A 26,826-nucleotide genomic window follows, 5' to 3' on the forward strand; every position below is an offset into this window, starting at 1 on the left:
ATGCCTCACAACCAGCACCCACTACAACGAAGCAACCGCCTGGCCACAAGCCACCACAACCAGCCAAAACAGACAACAACCCACAGCCGCTTGACAAACAAAACCCAGGGATGTCTTCACGGACCTCGGTGGGAGAGGAGCCGCCCGGCGCGCCTAGCCGGTCGACGCCCACAGTGCCCTGACCAGCATCACTGCCACGAACCCACCGCGTACCGCGCTGCTGAGAAAACCTCATCGGGTGCACCTGACGCACCCAATGTGGCATTCGGTGCGTCGCATGCACCCAATGCCACATTGGGGCGCTTCGAGCCAGGGCCCGGGGAGGGCGTCGGCGGGTCCGCTGCTCCGTTCAGCGGTGCCGATGTCGTAGCGCCGCACCGGGCCGAATCCGGCAAATCGGATACTGCTGCGCCGTCCGGGCTACGCGAAGCCCCAGGTGAGGGCCCATCCTGGTGACAGGCGTCGCACGAGTCCCACCTGTCCCGCTACCCTCGGAAGAGCACGTGCGTGTCGATACCACAGGTGGGGAAGCCTCGTGGCGCGACACGTGTCGAAGGACGCGGTAAACATGTCGCCGAACAAGAGGGAGGATTTGCCCGCGGTAGGGCAGGTCCAGTTTTTGACAGTCGCCGAAGTGGCCACGCTGATGCGGGTCTCGAAGATGACCGTGTACCGCCTGGTGCATTCGGGCGAACTTCCCGCGGTCAGAGTCGGGAAGTCCTTCCGGGTGCCGGAAAAAGCGGTGCACGAGTATCTGCAGGGTGCTTACTTCGACGTGGGCTGATCCGACGGCGGGCATGCGTCAGACCATGCCCGCCGACCAGCCCGCGCCGGGACGCTAGTAACCTGGTAAACCGCTCGTGCCTGTGCGCTCCACCCGTTGGACGCTGCGCCGGGCAGCGTGACCGACGACCAAGAGGAGCGCCCATGGGTTCCGTGATCAAGAAGCGCCGCAAGCGCATGTCGAAGAAGAAGCACCGCAAGCTGCTGCGCCGTACGCGCGTGCAGCGGCGCAAGGCCGGCAAGTGAGCCGTCCGCGCGGCTAGGGCTTCGTGGCCCGTCCAGTCTCTGGACGGGCCACACTCATGTTCGGACCTTCCTACGCCCGATCGAGTGAGGCGCGTATCGCAATCCGGACGTCCCTCGTAAATACCAGGTAAGACCTGGTCAGCAGGGTGTCCGGGGCCGGTAACATGGCAAGTGCATCAGCGCGATGCTTCCAGCGAGTGCAGGTTCGCGCACCCCGAGTGATCACTCCGTCTTGCACACTGCTGCCGATCAGGGAGTTCCATGGCCTCGAACATCGTGCTCGTCACCGGAGTCGCCGGCGACCTCGGCGGGAAGCTGCTCGCCAGGCTCGGCGCGCATCCGGATCTCGAGCGGGTGATCGGCGTCGACACCGCCCCGCCGTCCAAGGACGTCCAGCAACGGATGGGCCGCGCCGAGTTCGTCCGCGCGGACATCCGCAATCCGCTCATCGCGAAGGTGATCAGCAGCGCCGAGGTGGACACCGTCGTGCACACCTCGTGCACCGCGCATCCGGCCGGGCCGAGCCGGCGCGCCGCGGTCAAGGAAGTCAACGTCATCGGCACCATGCGGCTGCTCGCCGCGTGCCAGCGCGCGCCGAAGGTGCGCAAGCTCGTGGTGAAGTCGAGTGCCGCGGTCTACGGCGCGGGCGCGCGTTCGCAGGCGGTGTTCACCGAGGATTCGGAGCTGATCCCGCCGTCGACCAGCGGCTACGCGAAGGACGCGGTCGAGATGGAGGGCTACGTGCGCGGGCTCGCCCGCCGCCGCCCGGACCTGACCGTCACGCTCCTGCGGTTCGCGAACATCATCGGCCCCGAGGTCGACACCGTGCTGGCCCGGTACTTCTCGCTGCCGGTCGTGCCGACCGTCTTCGGCTACGACTCCCGGCTGCAGCTGCTGCACGGGTCAGACGCGCTGTCAGTGCTCGAAATGGCGACGCTGGAAGACCGGCCGGGCGTGTTCAACGTCGCGTCCGAGGGCGTGCTGACCTTGTCGCAGGCGATCCGCCGGGCGGGCCGGGTCGGGCTGCCGATGCCGCGCGGCGTGGTGCCGTCGGTCGGGAAGCTGCTGCGCGGCGCCCGGCTGGTCGATTTTTCCGCCGACCAGGTGCGGCTGCTGAACTTCGGCCGCGCGGTCGACATCACGAAGCTCAAGAAGGAATTCGGGTACACGCCCCGCTGGACCACCCGCGAGGCGTTCGACGACTACGTGGCCGGCCGCGGCCTGCGTCCGGTGCTCGACGGCGGCGCGCTGGCCGGGCTGGCGGGCAAGGTGCTCGAGGCCGCCGCCACCGGGCAGGCGCGCCGATGAACCACGCGACGAGGGCCGGAAGCGAGGCGAATCCCGTGAACAGTGCTGAGGCACAGGTCATTCCGCTGCATGGACCCGGCCGGGAGAAGCCCGCCGAGGCCCCGGCTCCGGTCGAGGAGCGGGTGGACGCGCCGGTCGTGGAGTTCCCGGCGCAGCCGTCCGGTCCGGCGCGCGAGCCCGCGGCCGATCCGCTGTCGGAATCGGTGCGCGGCGCGCTCACCTTCCTGCGCCACCGGCTCACTGGCGACTACGAGGTGGACGAGTTCGGCTTCGACGCCGAGCTCACCGAGACGCTCGTGCTGCCGCCGCTGCGCGCGCTGTACGAGAAGTGGTTCCGGGTCGACACGTTCGGCGTCGAGAACCTGCCGAAGGCGGGCGGCGCGCTGCTGGTGTCCAACCACTCCGGCACCTTGCCGCTCGACGCGCTGATGACCGCGGTCGCGGTGCACGACGAGACCGGCGGACGGCATCTGCGCGGCCTCGGCGCGGACCTGGTGTTCAAGCTGCCGCTGGTCGGGTCGTTCGCCCGCAAGTCCGGGCAGACGCTCGCCTGCAACGCCGACGCCGAACGCCTGCTGACCAACGGCGAACTGGTCGGCGTGTGGCCGGAAGGCTTCAAGGGCGTCGGGAAGCCGTTCTCCGCGCGGTACAAGCTGCAGCGCTTCGGCCGCGGCGGATTCGTGTCCGCGGCGATGCGCGCGGGCGTGCCGATCATCCCGGTGTCGGTGGTCGGGGCCGAGGAGACGTATCCGAAGATCGGCGAGCTCAAGGTGCTGGCCCGGCTGCTCGGACTGCCGTACTTCCCGGTCACGCCGTTCTTCCCGCTGCTGGGCCCGCTCGGTGCGGTGCCGCTGCCGACGAAGTGGACCATCGAGTTCGGCGAACCGATCCGCACCGACGACTACGGCCCGGAAGCGGTCGACGATCCGATGCTGGTGTTCACGCTCACCGACCAGGTCCGCGAGTCGATCCAGCACTCGCTGTACCGCAGGCTTTCCCAGCGCCGCAGCGTTTTCCGAGGCTGAGCTTCAGCCGGGCAGGCGCCAGCCCCGATGCACTGAGCGTTCGCAGCGCCGCGGTTCGTCGCCGACGCTGACGAACAGCGCGGTCAGCAAGGCCGCGCCGTGCTCGAGCGTGCCGCGCGGCAGGGGACCGTTCGCGACCAGCGAGACCAGACCGTGCGCGATGGCCCAGCTTTGCGTGGCGAGTTCGAGCGCGTCGAGGCCTTCGCGGTACCGGCCCGTGTCGCGGCCGCGGGCGGCGGCTTGCACGAGGTACTCGAGGGTGTCGTCGGCGGCTTGGGCGTCTTCCAGGTCGAAGTTGGCGTCGAACATCACGCGGTACAGGTCCGGGTGGGCCAGCGCGTTGCCGAGGTACGCGGAGATCAGCGCGGCGTGGTCGCGTACCGGATCGGCGGACTGGCGGACCTCGGCCATCCGGTGCGCCAGCCGGGTAAAACCCTCCTGCCGCAAGGCTTTCCACAGTCCGTCCATGCTGTCGAAGTGCGTGTAGACGGCCATCGTCGACACTCCGGTGCCGGTCACGAGCGAGCGCAGGGTGATCGGTTCGCGGGTGCGGAGCATCTGCGCTGCCCGTTCGAGCAGCAAGGTGCGCACTGCCGGATCTTTCGCCCTCGCCATGGCGGCATTCTATAGCATTGCAATGCTATGTTTTGAAGACCGAGGATCTTCAGGAGGAAACATGGCCGTCACCCTGGTCAATCCCGCTTCGCTGCCGCAGGTCGGCCTCTACCGGCAGGTGTCCGTCGCGACCGGCTCGCGGACGGTGTACCTCGCCGGGCAGGTCGCGCGAACCGCGGACGGCGGGCACGTCGGGGAAGGGGACCTGGCCGCGCAGGTCGAGCAGGCTTACCTGAACGTGGCCGCGGCGCTGGCCGAGGTGGGCGCCACGTTCGCGGATGTCGCGCGGCTGACCGTGTATTTCGTCGAGTGGTCGCCGGAGAAGATGGGCGAGTTCGTCGAGGGCGTGCAGCGGGCGGAGAAGAAGCTGGGCGTCAGCATTCAGGCCCCGTTGACCGGGATCGGCGTGGCGTTCCTGGCCGAACCGGACCTGCTGGTCGAGGTCGAGGCGACCGCGGTGCTGGACTGATCCGGTTTCAGCGGCGGCGGTACGCCATCCCCGCGGCGACCGCCCCCGCGACCGCGCCCGCGCCGAGTACGGACGGGACGCCGATGCGGGCGGCTTTGCGGCCGGTGCGGAAGTCGCGGATCTCCCAGCCGCGGGCGCGGGCGACGTCGCGCAGGCCGCTGTCCGGGTTGACCGCGACCGCGGTGCCGACGACCGACAGCATCGGCACGTCGTTCTGCGAATCCGAATAAGCCGTGCAGCGCTTGAGGTTCAGGCCCTCCCGCGACGCGAGCGCGCGGACCGCGTGGGCCTTCGCGCGGCCGTGCAGCATGTCGCCGACCAACCGTCCGGTGTAGACGCCGTCCTTGGTTTCCGCGACAGTGCCGAGCGCGCCGGTGAGGCCGAGGCGGCGGGAGATGATCGCGGCGAGTTCGATCGGGGTCGCCGTGACGAGCCACACGCGCTGGCCCGCGTCGAGGTGCATCTGCGCGAGCGCGCGGGTGCCGGACCAGATCTTGTCCGCCATCAGCTCGTCGTAGATCTCCTCGCTCATCGTGGTGAGCTCCTCGACCGTGCGACCGGCCACAAAGGACAGCGCGCGCTCGCGGTGGGTCTTGATGTCGGCCTTGTTCTCGCGCCCGCCGATGCGGAACTTGACCTGGTCCCACACGAAACCGGCGAGGTCGGCCGAGGTGAAGAACTTGCGCGCGGCGAGCCCGCGGGCGAAGTAGAAGATCGACGCGCCCATCATCATCGTGTTGTCCACGTCGAAGAAGGCGCCCGCGGTGAGGTCCGGCGGCGCGGGCGGAACCGTCGTCGCCAGCTGCGCCGAGGAGGACGCGGCCTCCGCCGACGCTTCTCCGGCGAGCGTGGCGAGCCGCTCCAGTTCCTGACTCTTATCCTTGCCACGCCAAGCTGACACGCACACCGCCTCCAGGTTCGGGCACGTCCCGGCGGACGACGCCGACCGGGTCCTGCAGCACAGGGTAGCGACCGTGCGACTCACCCGTTGGAGATGTGGCCCGCGCCTCGGACAGGGGTTGCGTTCCGGGGTGACGCATGTCGCGGCCGACTGTCCGTGAAGGGCTCATTGAGGGAATCTCATTCCCTCAATGAGCCCTTCACGGACCTTGGCGTCAGCCGATGACGATCGGCGGCAGTCCGGGCAGCAGCGGCGGGATCGAGACGACCGGCGGGGGTGCGGGCCGGGTCGGGATCCGGGGTGTGGTGGGGGCGGTGATCGGCGGCGGGACGCTCGGCGGGACCGGCGGGTGCGGGATCTGGGGCGACGTCGGCGTCGGGGTCGGCGTGCTCGGGTCGCTCAGCGTCGGCGACGAGACCGAGCGCACCGGCAGCGGGGAGTCCGTCGGCGGGACGCTCGTCCCGGCAGCAGGCGGCGGGCTGGTCGGCGTGGAGCCGCCGGGTGACAGCGGTTGCTGGGTGCACGCGCCGCGCGCCGGGAGGAGGCCGAGTTCGTCCGTGGTGCCGGTGGTGATCTGGTAGCAGCTCAGCCGCGAGCCCAGTGCGGAAGTCCGCTGCTGTACCCGGTCGAGCAGGAGGCGTGCCTGCTGGAGATCCGCGAGGGCGGACACCGGGACGTCGGCCTGCTCCGACTCCAGCTGCCGCGATTGGCTCTGCGCCCACGACTCCAGCGACGTCAGCCGCGTGCGGTTGCCGCTCGTCGTCGCCAGTTCGGTGAGTTCGGACACGCCCGCGCGGACGTCACTGCTGAAATCGTGCAGGGCGGTTTGGTACGCCGACGGGCTGGCGTCGCTCATCCGGCCCAGTTCGGTGACGCGGTTCGCGGCGAACTTCAGGTGTTTCTCGGCCTTGGCTTCGTCGCCGAAGGTCAGCCCGAGCGACGTGACCTCGCCGGCTCGCTTCACGCTGTACAGCGCGTCTCCGGGCAAGGCGTCTCGCGAAAGCAGCAGCGTGAGCCCGCCAAGGCCGAGGATCAGCGCGATGCCCGCGGCGGCGAGGTCGGCCATTCGCGGCCGCCACCGGCGGCGGGGGAGCGGTTCGCCGATGCGGCCTTCGATCTCGGCGCGGATCCGGGCTCGGGTGGCGGGATCGGGGGCTCCGGCTTGGCCCAGTTCGCGCAGGGCGCCGACCAGTGCCAGCTCTTCGGCGAATTCTTCCGGCCGCTGTCCGGGGGAAGCGTCGATCGCGTCGTCGAACCGTTCGCTCTCGGTCCGACCACGCGAAAACCACCCGGGCACGCCCACGGTGCTGCTCCGTCTCCACCCAACGCCCGGCCCTGACCGCCGGTCTGGGTGAGAAACGATTAAGAAGCCGAAAAAGTTACGGCTGTTCGTTGAACGATCAACGCAAGCCGGTGGGCAGCAGCTGCGCGAGCCGCCGGACCGCCCGGTGCTGCAGTGCCTTCACCGCGCCCTCGTTGCGGTCCATGATCTGCGCGGTCTCCGCGACCGACAGCCCCTGGAGGAACCGCAGCACGATGCATTCGCGCTGGTCCTCGCCCAGTTCGGCGACGCAGCGCAGCAGTTCGGCCCTGGTCGCGCCCGCGATCGCCTGCTGTTCGGGCCCGGCCTGGGCGACCGGGCCGACCGGTCCGCCGGGCACGCCGCCCGGTTCGGCGACCTCGTCGGTGACGACCTCGAGCCGGAACCGGCTGGACTTCACGTGGTCGAGGATCAGGTTGCGGGCGATGGTGACGAACCACGCGCCGACGTCGCGGCCCTGGTAGCTGACCGACGTGATCCGGCGCAGCGCGCGCAGGAAGGTCTCGCTGGTGACGTCCTCGGCCAGGTCGCGGTCGCCGAGGCGGAAGAGCGCGTAGCGGTAGACGACGTCGACGTACCGGTCGTACAGCTGGCCGAACGCGGAGGACTCGCCCGCCTGCGCGGCCCGCACCAGTTCCCACGCCTCGGCCTTCGCGACCTCGGCGGGATCCGGTTCGGCGTCGGCCTTGGGCAGCGGCACGGCGGCCGCGGGCGAGCCGAACACGCGGTCGGCGAACATCGAGACCGGACCGCGGTGCGGTGCGGCGGACAGGGTGATCGGACGGCTCATCGGGCGGCACCTCCGGCGGTCCCTGGTGCGGCCGGGTGCGTACCCGAGGGCGTGCGGGCGTGCCTCGGCGCGTGTCCCACACCCTCGTGGACCGGCGGCTTCGGCACGACGACTCCCTTGCTCGGGTCACCCGGTAGTGATCAACGCCACCCGGCGACGCAGTGCAGCATACGTGTTGTTACCGCGAAGTAGGTAGTGTCCCGGTCAGGCAGAGGTGCGACGATCGCGCAGCATCCCCATTACGGGTGACAAGATGACGAATCCGCAACGGAACGAGAGGGGTGGGGGTGGACCGGATCAGCACCGCCCACGGCGTCGCCGGCCTGCTCGCCGATGCGGCCAGCCGCTGGCCGGATCGCACAGCGATCACCGAGACGGGCACGGGTGCCACGCTGACCTGGCGAGAGCTCGACGAAGCGGCGCACGCGCAAGCACACCGGCTGGTGTCCTCCGGCGTCGCGCCGGGCGACCCGGTGGTGCTGCGGCTCCCGACGTCGGCTGACTTCGCGGTCGCCCTGTTCGCGGTGCTGCGCGCGGGCGGAATCGCCGTCCCGCTCTCTCCGCAGGCCCCCGCACCTGAACTGGAACGGCTGCTCGAGCACTGCGGCGCGAAACGCGTGGTGCAGCGCGACGACGCCGAATTGCCCGACGGCATCGCCGGACTGCCGCCGCGCGGCGACGAGTCGGGCGAACCGGTCGACCTCGGCCGTTCCGGCGAGGACATCGCGGTCATCTCGTACACCTCCGGCACGACCGGTCCGCCGCGCGGAGTGCTGCTGTCGCACCGCGCGCTGCTGGCGAACCTCGATCAGCTGTCCCAAGTGGACGGAGTGACCGAGCACGACGACCGGGTGCTGGTGTCGATCCCGCTCTTCCATGTCTACGGTCTCGGCCCGGGCCTGCTCATGGCCACGGCCGTCGGCGCGACGCTGGTGCTGTCCGAACGCTTCGAAGCCCGGCGGACGCTCCAGGACTGCGCCGAGCACGGCGTCACGGCGATCACCGGTGTGCGCGCGATGTACAACGAATTCGCCGCGCTCGACCCCGAAGAGCTGGCTCATGGCCTGGCGACGGTGAAACGGCTGACGTCCGGTGCCGCGCCGTTGCACCCCAAGGTGCTCGCGGCGATCCGCGAAGCCGCCGGGGTCGACGTGTACGAGGGCTACGGGCTCACCGAATGCGCGCCGGTGGTGACGTCGACGCTGGTCACCGGCTATCCGAAGCCCGGATCGGTCGGACGTCCGCTGCCCGGCATCGAGCTGCGGCTGGTGGAGTCGGACGGGTCCGCGGACGAGTTGCCGCTCGATCCCGAGGAGCCGGACGACGTGTTCGAGGCAGGCGGCAGCACCGGGCTGGTGTCGGTGCGCGGGGCGAACCTGTTCTCCGGGTACTGGCCGGACGGCGCGCACGGTCCGGACGCCGAGGGCTGGTTCCGGACCGGCGACGTCGGCTACCTCGACTCCGACGGTGACCTGCACCTGGTCGACCGGGCCAACGACTTGATCATCGTCAACGGCTTCAACGTCTTCCCGCACGAGGTCGAGGAAGTGATCTCGCAGCTGCCCGGGGTGGCTGAGGCGGCCGTCGTGGGCGTGGTCGACGAGCGCAGCGGCGAAGCGGTGAAGGCGGTCGTGGTGCCTGCCGAGGGCGCGGCACTGTCGGAGCAGCAGGTGGTGGACCAGTGCACCGCGCATCTCGCCGGGTACAAGGTGCCGCACACCGTCGAGTTCGCCGAGACGCTGCCGCATTCGGCGACCGGGAAGCTGCGCCGGCTGAAGCTACGCTGATCCTGTGCACAAAGTGACCGTGATGAGCCGCGAAGGATGTCACCTGTGCGACGTGGCCGAGGCGGACGTCGCGCGGATCTGCGGCGAGCTGGGCGTGCCGTGGGAGACCGCGGACGTCGACAGCGACCCGGAATGGCGGGCCGAATACGGCGACCAGGTGCCGGTGATCCTGATCGACGGGGTCGAGCACGGGTACTGGCGCGTCGAGGAAGAACGGCTGCGCGCGGCACTGCGGTAAGCAACCCGTAAGCGCTTTGAACGGGCCGGACCCGCCCGGACCCGCCGAAGATGGTGGGGTGAGTGCGTTGAAAGAAGCCCCGCCGACCGTCCGGCCGCGCCTGTCGCTGGGCATCGCGACCTTCATCGGGCTGGTCTCGCTGGCCGTCGCGCTGGGCGTGGGGCATCTGGTTGCCGGATTTGTCGGGTACAACGCGTCGCCGTTCGTCGCGGTCGCGGACTTCGTCATCGCGCACAGCCCGCACGCCGTCGTGGTGTGGGCGGAGCAGACGATCGGGACCGCCGACAAGACCGTGCTCAAGATCGGCCTGGCCGTGGTGCTGCTGGCGTTCGCGGTGCTCGCCGGACAGCTTTCGCGCCGCCGTGCGCTGCCCGGCCAGTTGCTGGTGGTCCTGGTCGGCGCGTTCGGGATCTTCGCGGTGTTCGAGCGCACGGACGTCGGACAGCTCGCATTGCTGTCTCCGGTGCTGGCGCTGGGCGCTTCGCTGCTGGTGTTCAGCTGGCTGCACAAACGCGCGCTGCCCGCGGAAACCGAACCGCGGCAAGGGCTCAGCCGTCGCCAGGTCCTGCAGCGCGGCGCGGGAATCGCGGCCGGCGCCGGGGTGGCGGCGATCGTCGGCGAGGTCGTGTCCACCACCAGCAGCGCGACCGGTTCGCGCGCGTCGATCGGTCCGCTGGTCGCCGCGAAGAAGGCCCCGCCGCTGCCGCCGGACGCGGATTTCCACAAGCTCGGCTCGCCGCCGTTCATCACGCCGAACGGCAGTTTCTACCGGATCGACACCGCGTTCGTCGTGCCGCAGGTGCGGGCCGAGGACTGGACTCTCAAGATCCACGGCATGGTCGACCGCGAGGTGAGCTTTTCCTACGCGGACATCCGGAACCGGCCGCTGATCGAGCGGACGGTGACGCTCACCTGCGTCTCCAACGAGGTCGGCGGCGACCTGATCTCGACCGCGAACTTCATCGGCGTCGACCTGGTCGACCTGCTGGACGCGGCGGGCGTGCAGGCGGGCGCGCAGCAGATGTACGCGACCAGCGTCGACGGCTTCACCTGCGGCACCCCGGCCAACGTCGCGCTCGACCCGGCGCGCGGCGCGATGCTCGCGATCGGCATGAACGGCGAGCCGCTGCCGGTCGAGCACGGCTTCCCGGCGCGGATCGTGATCCCCGGGCTGTACGGCTACGTCTCGGCGACCAAATGGGTCACTGACCTGGAGTTCACGACCTGGGACGCGCGGCAGGCGTACTGGCTGCAGCGCGGCTGGGCGGAACAGGCCCCGATCAAGACCGAATCGCGGATCGACGCACCGGGCGACGGCACGTCGGTGCGCGCGGGCAAGGTCCGGGTCGCGGGGACGGCGTGGGCGCAGCACGTCGGGATCGCGAAGGTGGAAGTACGCGTGGACCAGGGCGCGTGGGTCCCGGCGACGCTGTCGGCCGAGGTCAACAAGGACACGTGGCGGATGTGGTGGGCCGAGGTGCCGGTGCCGCCGGGCAGCCACACGGTGACGGTGCGGGCGACGGACCAGTCCGGGTACACACAGACCGACCATCCTGCGGACCCGGTGCCGGACGGTGCGACTGGATGGCACAAGGTGCCGTTCACCGCGGTGTGAACCCAGACCTGCGAAGAGCCGGGACAGCCTCAGGCGTGGTGCCCGCCGCTAGCTGATGCGGGCGGAGGCAGTTGGCGGCTGAGCGCGTCGGCGAGCTGGTGCAGGTCATTGAGAGCCGGTTCGATGCGAGCGAGGTCCATGCGACCGTCTGCCCACGTCCACAACTGGCCCGCGACAAGCCGGAACGGCCGGCGGTGTGTGGTGACCCAGCTCCGGACCTGCGGGCTGAGGTCGGCAGGCGCCCCATCGACCGCCCAACTCCGATCGAAGTCCGAACTGCCGCTGGAGCTGGTCTTGAGGCCATGGGCCAACTGCCCGAGCATGCCGCGCGGCCGGACGGTCAGGTCTGGTGCCGCCCCAGGTAACTGGAGGGCGAAGACCTGAGTGAACTGCCGCTCGGCGCGATCGCTTGACTCAGCGTCGTCATGGCCAAAGACGGCGCTGTACTCGAACGACGTGAATTCGCGATCGCCGTTCGTTCCGGTGACGACGTGCCAAGCCCGAGGACGCCGCCCATCGTTGAACGGATACCCGTGACAACGGCCGAGAAGGTCGCGGTCCCGCTCTTGGTAGGCCCAACCATGCTCGGCCGCCGCGGCGGCGTACTGGTCGCGGCGTTTGCGGTAGTTGCGGAAGTACCAGTACGCGTAACCGCCGATCAAAACTACGGAAGGGATGCCTAGCAGCCACTGACTCACGAGTTGCTCCCGAATAAGGTGATGGTTGGTGGCTGTTAACCCGGCAACGACTGGATAACTTAGCCGCTACCCGAAGGGGTTGCGTCTTAACGCGAGTGCGGGCGTGCCGCAGCTTGCGGCTGCTGAGTCTGCCTCGCAGCAGGTTGGTGCTGGCCGTTCGGCGGGCCGATGGCGAGGCAACTGGAGATCGTCATCGGAAGTGCGCCTACAGGCGGACCGCAGGCTTCGTTGTGCTTCTGGTCATGCGGATGACCAGTGACTTTGTGCATGCGTTCACAAGTGGACTACCGTAGGAACCCGTCCCCGCGAGGACCGGCATCGAACCGGACGGAAGCCGTGGGGTCAAGGGTTGGTTTTCCACTGCCGGTCAAGGCAGGTGGGGGACAGCGCGGGCACGAAGCCGGATTGAGGAGAAGTCAGCGTGGTGACACAGCGGGGCGGGCGCAGCGGTGCCGAACCGCCGGCCACGCCTCCCCGCGACGAATCCGACGCCGCCGAATCCGCCCCGCCGACCGCGCGCCGGTCCGGTGGACGGCACGCCGCGGGCAGCCGCCGCCGAGCCACGGTGAGCGAGAACGGCTTGGCGCGCAACGGAAACTCGGCGACAGGTGCGGAGAACGGGGACGACCAGGTCGCTGGCGGTGGCGAGCACGCCGCTGGCAATGGGCGCGTTTCCGGGAACGGCCGGGCCGCGTCCAGCAATGGCAACGGCCGCGCTAACCGGGCAGACGCTGGTGAGCACGCCGAGGGCAATGGCCGGGCAGCGTCCGACCGTGGCGCCCGAGCGGCTGGGCAGGACCAGGCCGCCGGTGAGCACGCCGCGGGCAACGGCCGCGCCAGCCGGGCGAGCACCCGGGCCGCCGCCGAAGCCCAGGCTGAAACCCAGGCCGAAGCGGAGAGCGACGCCAAACCCCGCACCCGCCGCGCCGCCCGCACTTCCCGCCCCGCCCCGGACGCCGACAACGCGCCTACCGCCGAGATGCCCGCCGTCTCCGATGCGGAGGACACCGCGGTCCGCGCGAAGCAGATTCCGGAGGCCGCCGTCGCCCGGCTGGCCGTCTACCTGCGGATCCTCTCCGGATTGGCCGAACAGGGCGCGACCACCGTCTCCAGCGAGGAACTCTCCGCCGCGGCGGGCGTGAACTCCGCCAAGCTCCGCAAAGACCTCTCCTACCTGGGCTCGTACGGCACCCGCGGCGTCGGCTACGAGGTGCAGGTGCTCGTCAGCCAGATCGAGCGGATCCTCGGCCTCACCCGGCAGCACCGGGTCGCCGTGGTCGGGATCGGCAACCTCGGCCACGCGCTCGCCAACTACGGCGGCTTCCCCGGCCGCGGCTTCCCGGTCGAAGCGCTCTTCGACCTCGACCCCGATCTGATCGGCGTTCCCGTAGGGGGTCTCCCGGTCTCCCACATGGACGACATTCCTCGCGTTTGCTCCGAAAGGGAGATTTCCGTGGGGATCATCGCCACACCTCCTACCGCCGCGCAGTCGGTGTGCGACAGGCTGGTAGCAGGCGGCGTCCAGTGCATCCTCAACTTCGCGCCGGTAGTGCTCCAGGTGCCGGCACACGTCGAGGTCCGCAAGGTCGACCTGGCCGTCGAGCTGCAGATCCTCTCGTTCCACGTGGCTCGGCGCGCCGACAGCGCGGCATCCGCCGGGGAAAACCGGGGGAATACCGGGTTACCCGGCGCCGGCGGGCCCGCCGACAATGGGAGCGGACGAAACGGCGCCGGTACGGACGGCGGTCTCGGAATGGTGGTGCGCTGAATGAGCGTGTTGGCGGTCGGGCTCTCCCATCGCAGTGCGGATCTCGGCACGCTCGAGCGTGCGGCGATCCCCGCGGACGAGCTGACCAAGGTCCTGCACGACCTGCAGCAGGCGGAGCACATCAGCGAGGTCATGCTCGTCTCGACGTGCAACCGCATCGAGGTCTACGCCGTGGTCGAGACGTTCCACGGCGGCGTCAACGACGTCTCGGAGGTGCTCTCCCGCAAGGCCGGGATGGAGCCCGCCGAGCTGTACGACAGCCTGTACGTGCACTACGCGGGCGCGGCCGTCGAGCACCTGTTCTCCGTCGCCTCGGGCCTCGACTCGATGGTGGTCGGCGAGACGCAGATCCTCGGCCAGGTCCGGTCCTCGTACGCGACCGCGCGCGACGCCGGCACCGTCGGCCGCACACTGCACGAGCTGATCCAGACCACGCTGCGCGTCGGCAAGCGCGTGCACTCCGAGACCGGGCTCGACCAGCTCGGCGCGTCCGTCGTGTCCGAGGCGCTGGCCGCCGCGGGGGACATCGCGGGCAAGCACGCGCTGATCGTCGGGGCCGGTTCGATGGGCGCGCTCGCCGCCGCCCAGCTGCGCAAGGCCGGGATCGCCGAGATCACCGTGGCCAACCGCACCGAAGCCAACGCCGCCCGGCTGGCCGAGAAGGTCGTCGCGGAGGGGATCCCGGCTCGTTCGGTGCCGCTGACTGAACTCGCGGACGCGGTCGAACTGGCCGATCTCGTCGTGGCGTGCACCGGTGCGCAGGACGCGGTCTTCCTCGCCGGGCACGTGCCCGCGCGCGCCGGCCGGCGGCTGGTCGTCTGCGACCTCGGGCTGCCCAAGGACGTCGACCCCGCGGTCGCCGAACTCGCCGACGTCACCGTGGTCGACCTGGAGACGATCCAGCGCCGCATGCGCGACGCCGGAGCCCCGACCACCGAGCGGCAGACCGCCAAAGCCAACGGCATCGTGCTCGACGAGGTGCGCGAGTACCTCGCCGGACAGCGCAGTGCCGAGGTCACGCCCACGGTCACCGCGCTGCGCAGGCGCGCGGCCGAGGTCGTGGACGCGGAGCTGCTCCGCCTGGACAACCGGCTGCCGGAACTCGACAGCCAGGTTCGCGAAGAGGTCGGCCGCACGGTTCGCCGCGTGGTCGACAAGCTGCTGCACGCGCCGACGGTGCGGGTCAAGCAGCTGGCCGCCGAGACGGCCGACACCGACTACGCCAACGCGTTGCGGGAACTGTTCTGCCTCGACCCGCAGGCTCCTGCGGCCGTGGCGAGCCCGACAGCGCCGGAATCCGAGAAGAAGCGGTAAGTGACCAGAGTCATTCGCATCGGCACGCGGGGCAGCAAGCTCGCCCTCGCGCAGACCGGCATCGTCGCCGACACCATCCGCGCCACCGGGGCGGAGGTGGAGATCGTCACCGTCACCACCCCCGGCGACCTCTCCAGCGCCCCGATCTCGCAGATCGGGGTCGGCGTGTTCACCTCGGCGCTGCGGGAAGCGTTGCTGCGCAACGAGATCGACGTCGCCGTGCACTCGTACAAGGACCTGCCCACCGCGCCCGAGGACGGCCTCGTGCTGGCCGCGGTGCCGCCGCGCGAGGACCCGCGCGACGCGCTGATCGCGCGCGACGGCCTCACCCTCGGCGAGCTTCCGCCGGGCGCGAAGGTCGGCACCGGCGCGGCCCGGCGGATGGCGCAGCTGCGCGCGCTGGGTCTCGGTTTGGAAATCGTGCCGATCCGAGGCAATATCGATACCCGCATGCGCAAGGTGACCGACGGCGAGCTGGATGCCGTGGTGCTCGCGCGTGCCGGACTGGCCAGGGTCGGCCGGGTGGACGAGATCACCGAAACCCTCGACCCGATCCAGATGCTGCCCGCCCCCGCGCAGGGGGCGCTGGCGCTGGAGTGCCGGGCCGCCGACGTGGACATCGAGCACCTGCTCGCGTCCGCGGTGGACGACGAGAGCACGCGGGTCGCGGTGACGGCCGAACGGGCTCTGCTCGCCGCGCTCGAAGCCGGGTGCAGCGCGCCGGTGGGCGCGCTCGCCGAGATCGTCGAGGACCTCGACGACGAGGGCGCGGTGGTGGAACGCATCTCGCTGCGCGGCACCGCTGCCGTCGAAGGCGAGAACGGCGGCGTCGACATGGTGCGGGCGTCCGCGATCGCCGGGATCGGCGAGGCGGAGAAGCTCGGCCGGGAACTGGCCGCCGAACTGCTTGACCTGGGAGCCGGGGCGCTGCTCGGCCCCGCGCTGTGACGCCAGCCGTCACCGACCCGCACGACCTGCCCGACACCAGCGGCCGGAGCACCGGCCGCCCAAGAGGAGAAGAACACCAACGATGACCCCTGCTCGCAAGACCGCCGGGCGCGTCGCCTTCGTGGGCTCGGGCCCCGGGGACGCCGGGCTGCTCACCGTCCGCGCCCAGGAACTCCTGGCCAAGGCCGAGGTCGTGGTGACCGACCCGGACGTGCCCGCCAGCGTGCTCGCCTTCGCCGCCCCCGGCGCCGAGGTCCGCCCCGCCGTCGGCGAACCGTCCGACGTCGCGAAGGACCTGACCGCCGAGGCCAAGGCAGGCCGGCTCGCGCTGCGGCTGGTCTCCGGCGACCCGCTGACCAGCCCGGCCGTCGTGGCCGAGGTCCAGGCCGTCGCCCGCACCTCGGCCGTGTTCGACGTCATCCCGGGCGTCGCGCCGGGCACCGCGGTGCCCGCGTACGCGGGGGTCGCGCTCGGCGGCACCTACACCGAGGCGGACGTCCGCGGCGAGGTCGACTGGGGCGCGCTGGCCGCGGTCCCCGGCCCGATCGTGCTGCACGCGACCTCGGCGCACCTGGCCGAGGCGGCGAGCCAGCTCACCGAGAAGGGGCTGCCCCCGACCACCCCGGTCGCGGTCACCGCGAACGGCACCATCAACACCCAGCGCACGCTGGACACCACGCTGGCCTCGGTCGCGAACGACGCGGGCGAGCTGGTCGGCCCGCTGGTCGTGACGGTCGGGCAGGCCGCCGGGCAGCGGTCGAAGCTGTCCTGGTGGGAGTCGCGGGCGCTGTACGGCTGGAAGGTCCTGGTGCCGCGCACCAAGGAGCAGGCTGGCGAGATGGCCGAGCGGCTGCGCGGCCACGGCGCGACCTCGCACGAGGTCCCGACGATTTCGGTCGAGCCGCCCCGCAGCCCGGCGCAGATGGAGCGCTCGGTCAAGGGCCTGGTCGACGGCCGCTACCAGTGGATCGTCTTCACCTCCACCAACGCGGTGCGCGCGGTGTGGGAGAAGTTCGAGGAGTTCGGTCTCGACGCGCGCGCGTTCTCCGGCGTGAAGATCGCCTGCGTCGGCGAATCGACCGCGGCGAAGGTGCGTTCGTTCGGCATCATCCCGGAACTGGTCCCGACCGGCGAGCAGTCGTCCGAGGGCCTGCTGGCCGAGTTCCCGCCGTACGACGACGTGCTGGACCCGGTCAACCGCGTCCTGCTGCCGCGCGCGGACATCGCCACCGAGATCCTGTCGGCCGGTCTGGTCGAGCGGGGCTGGGAAGTCGATGACGTCACGGCTTACCGGACCGTCCGGGCCGCGCCGCCGCCAGCCGAGACCCGCGAGATGATCAAGACCGGCGGGTTCGACGCGGTCTGTTTCACCTCGTCGTCGACCGTGCGGAACCTGGTCGGGATTGCCGGGAAGCCGCACACGCGCACGCTGGTGGCGTGCATCGGGCCGAAGACCGCCGAGACTGCGGTGGAGTTCGGTCTGCGGGTGGATGTGCAGCCGGAGAAGGCTGACGTGCCGCATTTGGTGGACGCGCTGGCCGAGCACGCCGCCCGGCTTCGGGCTGAGGGCGCGCTGCCGCCGCCGCGCAAGGCCAAGCGGACTCGGCGCAGCTGAGGTTTCGGTCCGTGAAGGGCTCCTTGAGGGAATCAGATTCCCTCAAGGAGCCCTTCACGGCTTTCGGGATGAGTGCGGGAGTACCTTGGATGTGTGTTCCCTGAGCAGCGACCCCGCAGGCTTCGTACTACTCCGGCAATGCGCAGGATGGTCAGTGAGACCACGTTGCGGCCACGGCAGCTGATCCTGCCGATGTTCGTGGCCGAGGGTCTTGACGCACCGCGGCCGATTGCCAGCATGCCGGGGGTCGTTCAGCACACTCGCGACACTCTTCGCAAGGCCGCGGTCGAGGCCGTCAACGCTGGCGTCGGCGGGATCATGCTCTTCGGCGTTCCGGAGAAGCGGGACGCGCAGGGGTCCGGCGCGGTCGACGAGAACGGCATCCTCAACGTCGCGTTGCGGGATCTGCGCAGCGAACTCGGCGACTCCACCGTGCTGATGGCCGACACCTGCCTGGACGAGTTCACCGACCACGGGCACTGCGGCGTTCTCGACGCGGACGGCGTGGTCGACAACGACGCCACGCTCCGGTTGTACGCCGAAATGGGGGTCGCGCAGGCGGAAGCGGGCGCGCACGTGCTCGGGCCGAGCGGGATGATGGACGGGCAGGTCGGCGTGATCCGCCGGGCGCTCGACGAGGTCGGGCACAGCGAGACCGCCATTCTCGCCTATTCGATCAAGTACGCCAGCGCGTTCTACGGTCCCTTCCGTGAGGCCGTCGACTCCCAGCTCAAGGGCGACCGCAAGACCTACCAGCAGGACCTCGGCAACGCGCGCGAGGCGATGCGCGAACTCGAACTCGACCTGGCCGAGGGCGCGGACATGGTCATGGTCAAGCCTGCACTGTCCTATTTGGACATCATCAAGGCGGCCGCCGACATTTCGCCGGTTCCCGTCGCGGCGTACAACATCTCCGGCGAGTACGCGATGGTCGAGGCGGCCGCGGCGAACGGCTGGATCGAGCGCGAGCGCACGGTGCTCGAGGTGCTCACCTCCATCCGCCGCGCGGGTGCGGACCTGATCCTCACCTACTGGGCGGCCGAGGCCGCGGCCTGGCTGGACTGAGCCCGGGTAGGGTCTTTCGGGTGGCCGAGAAGGACGAGAACACCCCGAAGCCAGCCAGCGTGACCTCGGACGATCTTTCCGGGCTCACCGACGACGAGCGCCGCAAACGCGGGCGCGCGCCGGATCCGGTGCTGCCGGGGGAGACCGCGCCGAAGGCCAAGCCGCCGCTGGAGGTGCACGCCGCGTTCGTGCTCGCCATCGTGGCGGCGCTCATCATCGTGGTCGGTCAAGTAGTCCTCGTCGCGGTCAAGCAGCAGTTCGCCGACGCGATCATGAAGCAGCAGCAGCCTGGCCAAGCGATCACCCTCGAGCAGGCTCAGTCCACCGCGAATTTCTTCGTGTGGGCCATGCTGATCGGCGCGCTGTGTTACAGCGCCCTGCTTGTGCTGTTCGCCTGGAAGGCCCGCGAGGGTACGCGTTCGGCGCGCACCATCGCAGCGCTGCTGGCGGTGCTCGCCATCGTGTTCGAACTCGGGGTGCCCCGCAATGTCTACGCGCTCGCGTCGTCGCTGACGCTGGTCGTCATGCTGATCCTGCTGTACCTGCCGAAGGTCGCGGACTACTTCCCGAAGGTCGGCAAGAACCTGTAATGGCGGCAAGGACGCTGTACTCCGAGCCGGGCGTCGGCTGGTCGGCGCTGATCTGGGGCCCGCTGTTCGCCCTGCTGGGCGCGCTCGCCGAATTGGCCACCGGCGGGCCGACGCACGTCGTCGGCTGGGTGCTGATCGGCGTCGCGCTGGTCGCGCTGACCCTGCCCTGGGTTTACGCGCGGCGGCGGTTCCTTTCGCTGGAGGTCACCACCGAGGGGCTGCGGCAAGGCCGCGAGACGGTGGCCGCCGAGCGGATCGCCTCGGTGACCGACGTCGGCGCGCCGGTCGGGACTCGCGTGCTCGGCGGCGGCTGGTCGGTGCCGCGCAAGTACGACGAGTTGCCGGTCGAGCTGGACGACGGCACGGTAGTGCTCGCCTGGGCCCGCGACGTCGAAGCGCTGAAAACCGCGCTCGCGGAGCTGGCCGCGAAGAACCAACCCGAGGAGCAGGCCGATGACTCCCGGAACTGAACCCGCACGAGGGACGCGCGACGACGGCGAACCTGAAAGGCTGGATCCCGTGATCGACCTACCCCAGCCGACCGGAGCCGGGCTTTGGCCGCCGGAGGAAACCCAGCCGCAGACGAAGCTCAACCAGCCGTGGCGCGCGTTCGTCGCGCTCGGCGAGGTCGTGGTGGCCGGATTGGCGCTGTGGGCGGCGTTCGCGCTGTGGCACGCCGGGGTCGTCACGGTCGTCACCACGGCGGGCGACGGCACGCGATTGGCCTCGGAACGGTACTTCGGCGGACATATCGCCGGGGCGCTCGGGCTCGGCACGCTGTCCGCGGTCTTGGTGGTGGACGCGGTCCGCCAATTGCTGCTCGCGGTGCGGGCGCGGCACAAAAAGAAGAAGTACTGATTACACAGCTGTCCCACAGGGAACCAACAGCTCACTGCTAAGCGGGCCCCGCAATCTTGCGGCCATGACGCGGCTGCGCACACGAACCTGGGTGGTCAACGGAGTCCTTGTCGTGCTGCTCGGCGGCGCGGCTTTCGGGATTTACCAAGCCTTTTCGCCGGCCAGTTCGACCGCGCAGGCACAAACCCGGACCACGCCGGTCCGGCGCGCGAACGTCTCGCAGACCGTTTCGGCGGCGGGCACGATCGCGAGCACGTACACCGGTGCCGCGAACTTCACGACGTCCGGCAAGGTCACGAGCATCGACGTGAAGGTCGGCGACGTCGTGAGCGCCGGGCAGAAGCTCGCCACCATCGACTCTTCCCAGGCGAGCAAACAACTTCAGGTCGCCAAGGCCAATCTCGCGGTCGCCGAGGACAACCTCACGACGGCGGAGGACAACCCTCCCGCGAACCAGACCGCGACGCAGGCGCAGAGCAGCACCACGTCGCTGCAGGCCAAAGTGGATCAAGCGCAGCTGGACGTCGACAACGCGGAATCAGCGCTCGCCGCCACGACCTTGACCGCGCCCGGTGCGGGGACGGTGACCGCGATCAACGGGACGGTCGGGCAGCAAACGGGCAGCGGGTCCAATTCCAGCAACAATTCGGCGGGGGCGTCGTCGAGTTCCAGTTCCGGCTCTGGCGGGCAGTCCGGACAGCAATCCTCGTCCAGCAGCAGCACGGGCTTTATCGACATCACCGACATGGGCAGTCTTGTCGTCAATACCTCGGTGGCGGAAATTGACGTGAGCAAGGTGAAAACTGGGCAGAAAGCCACCGTGACTTTGAATGCGACGCCGGACCAACCGTTGCAGGCGACCGTTTCCAGCATTGACCTCACCCCGACCACGAGCAGCAACGTCGTCAGTTACGGCGCGAAGCTGACGTTGGCGAACCCGCCGTCGGGGCTGCGGCCCGGACAGTCGGCGAGTGTCGTGATCACGGTCGCGGAAGCCGACGGCGTGCTGAGCGTCCCGGCCGCGGCGGTGCGGACCAGTGGGACGACGAACGTGGTCACCGTGGAGCAGAACGGGCAGCCGGTTTCGCGCCAGGTCGAGGTCGGCGTGCGCGGAGAGTCCACTGTGGAGATCAAGTCCGGGCTCAATGAGGGCGACAGCGTGGTGCTCACCGCTGCGTCGCCGACGACGTCGAGCGGCTCCAACGGCCAGCAGCGAACGGGCGGTCTCGGCGGGTTCGGCGGCGGTCAGCAGGGCGGATTCGGCGGTGGACGCCAGGGCGGCGTCGGCGGCGGGGGCCGGGGATGAAGCCGGTGATCGCGGTCTCCGGACTGCGCAAGACCTACGGCAGCGGGGAAACCGCGGTGCACGCGCTGCGCGGGGTCGATCTGCAGGTGTGGCCGGGCGAGTACGTGGCGATCATGGGCGCGTCCGGATCCGGGAAGTCGACGCTGCTGAACATGCTCGGCTGTCTCGACACCCCCACTTCCGGCCGCTACCTGCTGGACGGGTTCTCCGTCGCCGATCTCAACGAACGCCAGCTTGCCTTGCTGCGCAACCGAAAGATCGGCTTCATCTTCCAGTCCTTCAACCTCGTGCCGCGCACCAGTGCGTTGTCCAATGTGGAATTGCCGATGGTCTACAGCGGACTCAAACGAGGGGAGCGCCGCCGCCGCGCGCTCGCCGCGCTGGAGATGGTCGGGCTGACCGATCGGGCCAAACATCTGCCGAACGAACTGTCCGGCGGACAGCAGCAGCGCGTCGCGGTGGCACGGGCGCTGGTCGGCGGACCGGCGTTGCTGCTCGCCGACGAACCGACCGGAAACCTCGACCACGCAAGCACTGTCGACGTCCTCGGCGTGTTCGACCGGCTCAACGCGCTCGGCCGCACGGTCGTGGTGATCACGCACGAGGACGAGGTCGCGCGGCACGCGCACCGCGTCGTGCGGGTCAGCGACGGACGGATCGTGTCGGACGAGGTCCGCACCGGGGTGGTCGCGTGAACTTCGTGGAGATCATGCGGTTCGCGGTGCGCGGTCTCGCGTCGAACAAACTGCGTTCGGTGCTCACCACGCTCGGCATCACCATCGGGGTCGCGTCGGTGATCTTGTTGGTGGCAGTGGGAAACGGTGCTTCGGCGGCGATCACCGCGAGCATTCAGGGACTCGGCACCGACGTGGTCAACGTGTCGCCGCTTCGGGGCGGCGGGCAGTCCAGCCAGGTCCGGCCGCTCACCGTGCAGGACGCGCACGCGCTGGTCGACCCGGTGGGTGCGCCGGACGTCAAGGCGGCGGCTCCGGTGGTGAACACCAGCGCGACCGCGACGTACGGGCAGACCTCCTACGACGTGTCGAGCGTCGTCGGCACCGAACCCAGCTACTTCACCACCACGAACCGGCAGATCGCCGACGGTCAGCTGTTCAGCGCCGAGGACGTGACACAGGCGCGCAAGGTCGTCGTGCTCGGGCCGACGACCGCGCAGTCGATCTTCGGCACCGCCGAGCCGGTCGGGAAGAACGTGCTGATCAACAGCATCCAGTTCACCGTGATCGGCGTGCTGCAAACGAAGGGCAGCACCGGGCTGCAGAACGCCGACGACGTCGCGATCGCCCCGATCAGCGCGGTGCAGAACTCGCTCGCCGGCTACGGCGGGCTGAATCAGATCGCCGTGCAGGCGACCAATGCCGACGCGATCGGGCTGGCGCAGGCCGAGGTCACCGCGATCCTCGACGCCCGGCACGGCATCCAGGCCTCGGCCAATCCGGACTTCCAGATCCAGAACTCCGCGCAGCTGCTGCAGACCCGGACGTCGGCGATCCAGACGTTCACCGTGCTGCTCGGCGCGGTCGCGGCGATCTCGCTGCTGGTCGGCGGGATCGGCGTCACGAACATCATGCTCGTCACGGTCACCGAGCGGATTCGCGAGATCGGCATCCGCAAGGCGATCGGCGCGCCGCGCTCGGCGATCCTCGGCCAGTTCCTCGCCGAGGCGACCATGCTGAGCCTCTTCGGCGGGTTGCTCGGCGTGCTGATCGGGGTGGTCGGCAGCCGGTTCGCCGTCGCGGGCATCCAGCCGGTCGTGGTGCCGTCGTCGATCGCGCTCGCGTTCGCGGTGTCCGCCCTGATCGGGCTTTTCTTCGGCAGTTTCCCGGCGAACCGGGCTTCGCGGCTGCGGCCGATCGACGCCCTCCGGCACGAGTAGGAGCGTCATGTCCGCGTCGACCACCCAGCCCATCCCGACCCCGCCGGAGGAACCCGCCGCGTCGCGTCCGGAAGACCTCATCGCCGAGCCCGCCGTCCAGGGCGATCTCACTGCCGAGTTGAAGCAGGTCGCCCGGCCGTTCGGCAAGCCGACGCTGGTGCTCGCCGGGTTGCTCGTGCTGGCGCTGGCGTTCGCCGGCGGCGCTTGGACGCACGCGGCGTTCGGCTCGTCGAGCGGCTCTTCCAGCGCCCGTACCGCTCCGGCGGACGGACAACAGCAGGGCGGCGGATTCGGCGGACGCGCGGGAGGCGGTCGCGGGACGGTCGGCACCGTGGAGAAGGTCGACGGCAGCACGGTCACGGTGAAGACCGTGCAGGGCAGCGAAGTCACAGTGTCCACTTCGGACAGTACGACGGTCGGGGTGACTCAGCCGGGCAAGCTCAGCGACCTCAAACCGGGACAGACGGTGACCGTCCAGGGGCGCACCGGCACGGACGGTTCGGTGACCGCACAGGCGATCGTGGCGCAGCCGGCCCGTTAGGGGACGTCGTTGAGCGCGATGATCGCGACGTTCAGCGCAGTCGTGTAGAGCAGCCACGCCAGGTATGGCACAAGCAACAGCGCGGCGACGCGGGACCGGCGGTAGAACAACGCGATCGTCACGATCACGGTGAAATCGAGCAGCACGATGTCCACGCACGCGACCTGCGTGGAGCCGCCCGCGAAGAACAGCGAGATCCACATCAGGTTGAACAGCAGGCCGATGCCGTACGCGGCGAAGCCCTGGTTCTCGCCGTCGGTGCGCCAATACGTCCAGCCCGCGACGGCGAGCACGATGTACAGGACCGTCCACACCGGACTGAACAGCGACGAGGGCGGGGCCCACTCCGGCAGCACGTACCGGTTGTAGGCGTCCGGCGCGGTCGTCGCCGCCAGCGCGCCTACCAGTGCGATGACGCCGACCAGCCCGAAGAACACCGCGAGCATCAGCCACGGGTTCCGGCGGTGTGTGGGCGCCGTCACGTCTCCTCCATGGCTCGCCCCGTCCATGCGCGCCCATCCTAAGAGGAGTGAGGCCGGTGTGCCGGGTGGCAATCGGGTGGCAGCTTGGGCGCCGCCGACACCCGGATGGAGGATTTGCAAGACTGGGACGGTGAGCACTGGCACCGAGCAGTCCAAAGCATGGTTCGCACGCGCCAAGGCGGCCGTTCCGGGCGGGGTGAACTCGCCGGTGCGCGCCTTCAACTCGGTCGGCGGCACGCCGCGGTTCATGGTCCGCGGCGAGGGCCCGTATCTGTGGGACGCCGACGGCAACCGCTACGTCGACCTCGTCTCCTCGTGGGGCCCGATGATCCTCGGGCACGCGCACCCGAAGGTGGTGGCCGCCGCCCGCGCGGCCGCGGAGCACGGGCTGTCCTTCGGCACGCCGACGATCGGCGAGGTCGAACTCGCCGAGGAGATCATCGGCCGGGTCGGCCCGGTCGAGCAGGTCCGGCTGGTCAACTCCGGCACCGAAGCCACGATGAGCGCCATCCGGCTCGCCCGCGGTTTCACCGGCCGCGCCAAGATCGTCAAGTTCGCCGGTTGCTACCACGGGCACGTCGACGCGCTGCTCGCCGAAGCGGGTTCCGGCGTCGCGACGCTCGGCCTGCCGACCTCGCCGGGCGTCACCGGCGCGCAGGCCGCGGACACGATTGTCTTGCCGTACAACGATCTTGACGCGCTGCGGAAGTCCTTCGCGGAGAACGAGGGCCAGATCGCCGCGGTGATCACCGAAGCGGCCGCGGGCAACATGGGCGCGGTGCCGCCGGACGCTGGCTTCAACGCCGCGTTGCGGGACATCGCGCACGAAAACGGCGCGCTGCTGATCATGGACGAAGTGATGACCGGCTTCCGCGTTTCGCGCGCTGGCTGGTTCGGCCTCGAAGGCGTGGCTGGCGACCTGTACACGTTCGGCAAGGTGATGTCGGGCGGACTGCCCGCCGCGGCGTTCGGCGGTCGCGCGGACATCATGGCGAAGCTCGCCCCCGGCGGTCCCGTCTATCAGGCAGGCACGCTGTCCGGGAACCCGGTGGCGGTCGCCGCCGGTCTCACCGCGCTGCGCGAAGCGGACGACGCTGTGTACGCGAAGCTCGACGCCAACGCGAAGCGTCTCGGCGGGCTTTTCGACAAGGCGCTCAGCGAAGCGGGCGTCACGCACACAGTGCAGTTCGCGGGCAACCTGGTGAGCGTCTTCTTCACCGACAAGCCCGTACGCAACTACGCGGACGCGCAGGCCACTGAGACGTGGCGCTTCCCGGCGTTCTTCCACGCGCTCCTCGAAGCGGGCGTGTACCCGCCGCCGAGCGCGTACGAGGCGTGGTTCGTGAACGCCGCGATGGACGACGAAGCGTTCGCTGTGATCGAAGCTGCGTTGCCCGCGGCGGCGCGCGCGGCGGCTGAGGCGGTTCGCCCATGACCACCGTCGTCCACATGCTGCGGCACGGTGAAGTCCATAACCCGGAGAAGATCCTCTACGGGCGGCTGCCGAACTTCCGGCTGTCGGAGCGCGGGCAGCGTCAGGCGCTCACTGTCGCCGAAGCGGTGGCCGGGCACGACCTCGCGTACGTCGTCGCTTCGCCGCTTCAGCGCGCGCAGGAGACGGCGGCGCCCATCGCGGGCGCGCACCGTCTCGACATCGCCACTGACGAAGGCCTCATCGAAGCGGCGAACGTCTTCGAGGGCCAGCGCGTAGCCGTGGGCGACGGCGCATTGCGGCAGCCGAAAGCGTGGCCGCACCTGGTGAACCCGTTCAAGCCGTCGTGGGGCGAGCCGTACGTCGAGATCGCACACCGCATGCTCGGCGCGGTGCACCGTGCGCGCGTAAAGGCCGAAGGGCGCGAAGCGCTGTGCGTGTCGCACCAGCTGCCGATCTGGACGCTTCGCCGCTTCTTGGAAGCGAAGCGACTGTGGCACGACCCGCGGCAGCGGCAGTGCTCGCTCGCGTCGCTCACCAGCCTGGTCTTCGACGGTGAAGAGCTGCTGGAGATCGTCTACAGCGAACCCGCGGGCACCACCGACCCCAAGGTGACCGGCGCATGAAACGGCGGCTGCTCGGGATGCTGATGGCCGCCGCGCTGGTCGTGACGGGCTGCTCGACCGGCAAGGACGCGGTCGTCTCGGGCGGCACCTTCACCTTCGTCTCGCCCGGCGGCAAGGTCGACATCAGCTACCCGGAGAACGAACGGCAGAAGGCCCCGACGCTGGCCGGCGACGACCTCATGCACGAGGGCAAACAGCTCTCGATCGAGGACTTCCCGGGCAAGGCGCTGGTGATCAACCTGTGGGGCCAGTGGTGCGGCCCGTGCCGCGCCGAAGCGCCCGAACTGGAGACCGCGAGCAAGCAGATCGCCCCGCTCGGCGCCCAGGTCATCGGCCTCGACGTCCGCGACCCGGCCCGCGACGTCGCCCAGGACTTCGTCCGCGACCGCGGCCTGACGTACCCGTCGATCTGGGACCCGTCCGGCCGCGTGCTGCTGCAGCTGGCCGGGTATCCGCGCAACATCATCCCGTCGACGCTGGTGCTGGACAAACAGCACCGGGTGGCCGCGGTGTTCCTGCGGCAGGTGCTGGCCTCGGACCTGGTTCCGGTGGTGCAGCGGCTCAGCGCGGAGAAATAGCGGGGGGAAGTAG

29 protein-coding genes are annotated in these 26,826 nt (G+C 70.0%); 23 read left to right on the forward strand and 6 right to left on the reverse strand.

Annotated elements, in window-relative coordinates; genetic code table 11:
* Positions 1-568 precede the first annotated feature (568 nt).
* From PUT80_RS32860 to PUT80_RS32875, 4 genes are all read left to right on the forward strand, one after another.
* On the forward strand, positions 569-784 hold the full coding sequence (locus tag PUT80_RS32860; RefSeq protein ID WP_033291067.1) for a helix-turn-helix domain-containing protein: 216 nt from the start codon (positions 569-571) through the stop codon (positions 782-784).
* A gap of 143 nt (positions 785-927) precedes the next feature.
* Positions 928-1,029, forward strand: coding sequence for an AURKAIP1/COX24 domain-containing protein (locus PUT80_RS32865; RefSeq protein WP_007030867.1), 102 nt, complete (start codon positions 928-930; stop codon positions 1,027-1,029).
* 261 nt (positions 1,030-1,290) lie between these two features.
* The gene (locus PUT80_RS32870) at positions 1,291-2,337 is read left to right on the forward strand and encodes an NAD-dependent epimerase/dehydratase family protein (RefSeq protein ID WP_037818830.1); all 1,047 of its coding nucleotides are present in this window, start codon (positions 1,291-1,293) and stop codon (positions 2,335-2,337) included.
* Positions 2,334-3,362: a lysophospholipid acyltransferase family protein gene (locus PUT80_RS32875; protein ID WP_275294496.1), complete on the forward strand. Its 1,029-nt coding sequence runs from the start codon at positions 2,334-2,336 to the stop codon at positions 3,360-3,362. Before PUT80_RS32870 ends, PUT80_RS32875 begins: the two co-directional genes overlap by 4 nt.
* 3 nt (positions 3,363-3,365) lie before the next feature.
* Here the strand turns inward: PUT80_RS32875 and PUT80_RS32880 are convergent, their stop codons facing one another.
* The gene (locus tag PUT80_RS32880) at positions 3,366-3,977 is read right to left on the reverse strand and encodes a TetR/AcrR family transcriptional regulator (protein WP_275294497.1); all 612 of its coding nucleotides are present in this window, start codon (positions 3,975-3,977) and stop codon (positions 3,366-3,368) included.
* A 61-nt stretch (positions 3,978-4,038) separates the two neighbouring features.
* Between PUT80_RS32880 and PUT80_RS32885 the strand changes: the two genes are divergently transcribed.
* On the forward strand, positions 4,039-4,446 hold the full coding sequence (locus PUT80_RS32885; RefSeq protein WP_037818834.1) for a RidA family protein: 408 nt from the start codon (positions 4,039-4,041) through the stop codon (positions 4,444-4,446).
* Between the two features lie 7 nt (positions 4,447-4,453).
* Here the strand turns inward: PUT80_RS32885 and PUT80_RS32890 are convergent, their stop codons facing one another.
* The 3 genes from PUT80_RS32890 to PUT80_RS32900 form a co-directional block, all read right to left on the reverse strand.
* A complete protein-coding gene (locus tag PUT80_RS32890) occupies positions 4,454-5,362 on the reverse strand; it encodes an HAD-IB family hydrolase (RefSeq protein ID WP_051729659.1) in 909 nt (302 codons plus the stop codon).
* A gap of 199 nt (positions 5,363-5,561) precedes the next feature.
* On the reverse strand, positions 5,562-6,650 hold the full coding sequence (locus PUT80_RS32895) for a DUF5667 domain-containing protein (protein ID WP_275294498.1): 1,089 nt from the start codon (positions 6,648-6,650) through the stop codon (positions 5,562-5,564).
* 97 nt (positions 6,651-6,747) lie between these two features.
* Positions 6,748-7,446 carry a sigma-70 family RNA polymerase sigma factor gene (locus tag PUT80_RS32900; protein ID WP_037818909.1) on the reverse strand — a complete coding sequence of 233 codons (699 nt, stop codon included), beginning with the start codon at positions 7,444-7,446 and terminating at the stop codon, positions 6,748-6,750.
* 293 nt (positions 7,447-7,739) lie between these two features.
* Between PUT80_RS32900 and PUT80_RS32905 the strand changes: the two genes are divergently transcribed.
* Genes PUT80_RS32905 through PUT80_RS32915 form a run of 3 tightly spaced genes read left to right on the forward strand, consistent with a single transcriptional unit; the run spans position 7,740 to position 11,098 of the window.
* Positions 7,740-9,245 carry an AMP-binding protein gene (locus PUT80_RS32905; RefSeq protein WP_275294499.1) on the forward strand — a complete coding sequence of 502 codons (1,506 nt, stop codon included), beginning with the start codon at positions 7,740-7,742 and terminating at the stop codon, positions 9,243-9,245.
* A 22-nt stretch (positions 9,246-9,267) separates the two neighbouring features.
* Entirely contained in the window at positions 9,268-9,483 is a 216-nt protein-coding gene (locus PUT80_RS32910; RefSeq protein ID WP_037818910.1) for a glutaredoxin family protein, read from the forward strand.
* Positions 9,484-9,541: 58 nt separating this feature from the next.
* The gene (locus PUT80_RS32915) at positions 9,542-11,098 is read left to right on the forward strand and encodes a molybdopterin-dependent oxidoreductase (protein WP_275294500.1); all 1,557 of its coding nucleotides are present in this window, start codon (positions 9,542-9,544) and stop codon (positions 11,096-11,098) included.
* 29 nt (positions 11,099-11,127) lie between these two features.
* On the opposite strand, the gene PUT80_RS32920 is transcribed toward PUT80_RS32915, so the two are convergent.
* Complete coding sequence (locus PUT80_RS32920) at positions 11,128-11,796, reverse strand: hypothetical protein (RefSeq protein WP_275294501.1); 669 nt, start codon at positions 11,794-11,796, stop codon at positions 11,128-11,130.
* A gap of 979 nt (positions 11,797-12,775) precedes the next feature.
* Between PUT80_RS32920 and PUT80_RS32925 the strand changes: the two genes are divergently transcribed.
* From PUT80_RS32925 to PUT80_RS32980, 12 genes are all read left to right on the forward strand, one after another.
* A complete protein-coding gene (locus tag PUT80_RS32925) occupies positions 12,776-13,564 on the forward strand; it encodes a redox-sensing transcriptional repressor Rex (RefSeq protein ID WP_037818914.1) in 789 nt (262 codons plus the stop codon).
* Entirely contained in the window at positions 13,565-14,878 is a 1,314-nt protein-coding gene (locus tag PUT80_RS32930) for a glutamyl-tRNA reductase (protein ID WP_037818840.1), read from the forward strand.
* A complete protein-coding gene (hemC, locus tag PUT80_RS32935) occupies positions 14,879-15,826 on the forward strand; it encodes a hydroxymethylbilane synthase (protein WP_037818841.1) in 948 nt (315 codons plus the stop codon).
* Positions 15,827-15,908: 82 nt separating this feature from the next.
* Entirely contained in the window at positions 15,909-17,441 is a 1,533-nt protein-coding gene (locus PUT80_RS32940) for a bifunctional uroporphyrinogen-III C-methyltransferase/uroporphyrinogen-III synthase (protein WP_037818842.1), read from the forward strand.
* 93 nt (positions 17,442-17,534) lie between these two features.
* Positions 17,535-18,506 (forward strand): porphobilinogen synthase, encoded by a 972-nt coding sequence (hemB, locus tag PUT80_RS32945; RefSeq protein ID WP_078870729.1) that lies wholly within the window; start codon positions 17,535-17,537, stop codon positions 18,504-18,506.
* A gap of 20 nt (positions 18,507-18,526) precedes the next feature.
* Entirely contained in the window at positions 18,527-19,096 is a 570-nt protein-coding gene (locus tag PUT80_RS32950) for a hypothetical protein (protein ID WP_051729650.1), read from the forward strand.
* Positions 19,096-19,566: a hypothetical protein gene (locus PUT80_RS32955; RefSeq protein ID WP_037818844.1), complete on the forward strand. Its 471-nt coding sequence runs from the start codon at positions 19,096-19,098 to the stop codon at positions 19,564-19,566. The genes PUT80_RS32950 and PUT80_RS32955 overlap by 1 nt, the downstream gene beginning before the upstream one ends.
* Positions 19,567-19,615: 49 nt before the next feature.
* Positions 19,616-19,954 carry a hypothetical protein gene (locus tag PUT80_RS32960; protein ID WP_275294502.1) on the forward strand — a complete coding sequence of 113 codons (339 nt, stop codon included), beginning with the start codon at positions 19,616-19,618 and terminating at the stop codon, positions 19,952-19,954.
* 64 nt (positions 19,955-20,018) lie between these two features.
* Positions 20,019-21,260 (forward strand): efflux RND transporter periplasmic adaptor subunit, encoded by a 1,242-nt coding sequence (locus tag PUT80_RS32965; protein WP_275294503.1) that lies wholly within the window; start codon positions 20,019-20,021, stop codon positions 21,258-21,260.
* The gene (locus PUT80_RS32970) at positions 21,257-21,955 is read left to right on the forward strand and encodes an ABC transporter ATP-binding protein (RefSeq protein WP_037818846.1); all 699 of its coding nucleotides are present in this window, start codon (positions 21,257-21,259) and stop codon (positions 21,953-21,955) included. The genes PUT80_RS32965 and PUT80_RS32970 overlap by 4 nt, the downstream gene beginning before the upstream one ends.
* Entirely contained in the window at positions 21,952-23,154 is a 1,203-nt protein-coding gene (locus PUT80_RS32975) for an ABC transporter permease (RefSeq protein WP_134734117.1), read from the forward strand. Before PUT80_RS32970 ends, PUT80_RS32975 begins: the two co-directional genes overlap by 4 nt.
* Positions 23,155-23,161: 7 nt before the next feature.
* Positions 23,162-23,695 (forward strand): DUF5666 domain-containing protein, encoded by a 534-nt coding sequence (locus PUT80_RS32980; RefSeq protein WP_134663677.1) that lies wholly within the window; start codon positions 23,162-23,164, stop codon positions 23,693-23,695.
* Here PUT80_RS32980 and PUT80_RS32985 read toward each other — a convergent pair.
* Positions 23,692-24,204, reverse strand: a complete 513-nt coding sequence (locus PUT80_RS32985; protein WP_078870730.1) for a TspO/MBR family protein — start codon at positions 24,202-24,204, stop codon at positions 23,692-23,694. The two genes, PUT80_RS32980 and PUT80_RS32985, sit on opposite strands and share 4 nt — an antisense overlap.
* A gap of 103 nt (positions 24,205-24,307) precedes the next feature.
* Between PUT80_RS32985 and hemL the strand changes: the two genes are divergently transcribed.
* The 3 genes from hemL to PUT80_RS33000 are packed head-to-tail and all read left to right on the forward strand — an operon-like array spanning position 24,308 to position 26,813.
* Positions 24,308-25,612, forward strand: coding sequence for a glutamate-1-semialdehyde 2,1-aminomutase (gene hemL, locus PUT80_RS32990; RefSeq protein WP_037818849.1), 1,305 nt, complete (start codon positions 24,308-24,310; stop codon positions 25,610-25,612).
* Positions 25,609-26,235, forward strand: coding sequence for a histidine phosphatase family protein (locus PUT80_RS32995; protein WP_009071997.1), 627 nt, complete (start codon positions 25,609-25,611; stop codon positions 26,233-26,235). Before hemL ends, PUT80_RS32995 begins: the two co-directional genes overlap by 4 nt.
* Entirely contained in the window at positions 26,232-26,813 is a 582-nt protein-coding gene (locus PUT80_RS33000; protein WP_037818850.1) for a TlpA disulfide reductase family protein, read from the forward strand. Before PUT80_RS32995 ends, PUT80_RS33000 begins: the two co-directional genes overlap by 4 nt.
* The last annotated feature ends 13 nt before the right edge of the window (positions 26,814-26,826 follow it).

Origin of the sequence: Amycolatopsis sp. La24 (assembly GCF_029087445.1) — a bacterium.
Classification (GTDB): Bacteria; Actinomycetota; Actinomycetes; order Mycobacteriales; family Pseudonocardiaceae; genus Amycolatopsis; species Amycolatopsis nivea.

Excerpts from the sequence above, each read along its gene's own strand:
- PUT80_RS32875 (WP_275294496.1), top strand. The coding sequence starts at position 2,334 with ATGAACCACGCGACGAGGGCCGGAAGCGAGGCGAATCCCGTGAACAGT.
- PUT80_RS32965 (WP_275294503.1), top strand. The coding sequence starts at position 20,019 with ATGACGCGGCTGCGCACACGAACCTGGGTGGTCAACGGAGTCCTTGTC.
- PUT80_RS32870 (WP_037818830.1), top strand. The coding sequence starts at position 1,291 with ATGGCCTCGAACATCGTGCTCGTCACCGGAGTCGCCGGCGACCTCGGC.
- PUT80_RS32885 (WP_037818834.1), top strand. The coding sequence starts at position 4,039 with ATGGCCGTCACCCTGGTCAATCCCGCTTCGCTGCCGCAGGTCGGCCTC.
- PUT80_RS32980 (WP_134663677.1), top strand. The coding sequence starts at position 23,162 with ATGTCCGCGTCGACCACCCAGCCCATCCCGACCCCGCCGGAGGAACCC.
- PUT80_RS32860 (WP_033291067.1), top strand. The coding sequence starts at position 569 with ATGTCGCCGAACAAGAGGGAGGATTTGCCCGCGGTAGGGCAGGTCCAG.
- PUT80_RS32865 (WP_007030867.1), top strand. The coding sequence starts at position 928 with ATGGGTTCCGTGATCAAGAAGCGCCGCAAGCGCATGTCGAAGAAGAAG.
- PUT80_RS32985 (WP_078870730.1), bottom strand. The coding sequence starts at position 24,204 with ATGGACGGGGCGAGCCATGGAGGAGACGTGACGGCGCCCACACACCGC.
- PUT80_RS32925 (WP_037818914.1), top strand. The coding sequence starts at position 12,776 with ATGCCCGCCGTCTCCGATGCGGAGGACACCGCGGTCCGCGCGAAGCAG.
- PUT80_RS32910 (WP_037818910.1), top strand. The coding sequence starts at position 9,268 with ATGAGCCGCGAAGGATGTCACCTGTGCGACGTGGCCGAGGCGGACGTC.
- PUT80_RS33000 (WP_037818850.1), top strand. The coding sequence starts at position 26,232 with ATGAAACGGCGGCTGCTCGGGATGCTGATGGCCGCCGCGCTGGTCGTG.
- PUT80_RS32930 (WP_037818840.1), top strand. The coding sequence starts at position 13,565 with ATGAGCGTGTTGGCGGTCGGGCTCTCCCATCGCAGTGCGGATCTCGGC.
- PUT80_RS32880 (WP_275294497.1), bottom strand. The coding sequence starts at position 3,977 with ATGGCGAGGGCGAAAGATCCGGCAGTGCGCACCTTGCTGCTCGAACGG.
- PUT80_RS32970 (WP_037818846.1), top strand. The coding sequence starts at position 21,257 with ATGAAGCCGGTGATCGCGGTCTCCGGACTGCGCAAGACCTACGGCAGC.
- PUT80_RS32940 (WP_037818842.1), top strand. The coding sequence starts at position 15,909 with ATGACCCCTGCTCGCAAGACCGCCGGGCGCGTCGCCTTCGTGGGCTCG.
- PUT80_RS32995 (WP_009071997.1), top strand. The coding sequence starts at position 25,609 with ATGACCACCGTCGTCCACATGCTGCGGCACGGTGAAGTCCATAACCCG.
- PUT80_RS32955 (WP_037818844.1), top strand. The coding sequence starts at position 19,096 with ATGGCGGCAAGGACGCTGTACTCCGAGCCGGGCGTCGGCTGGTCGGCG.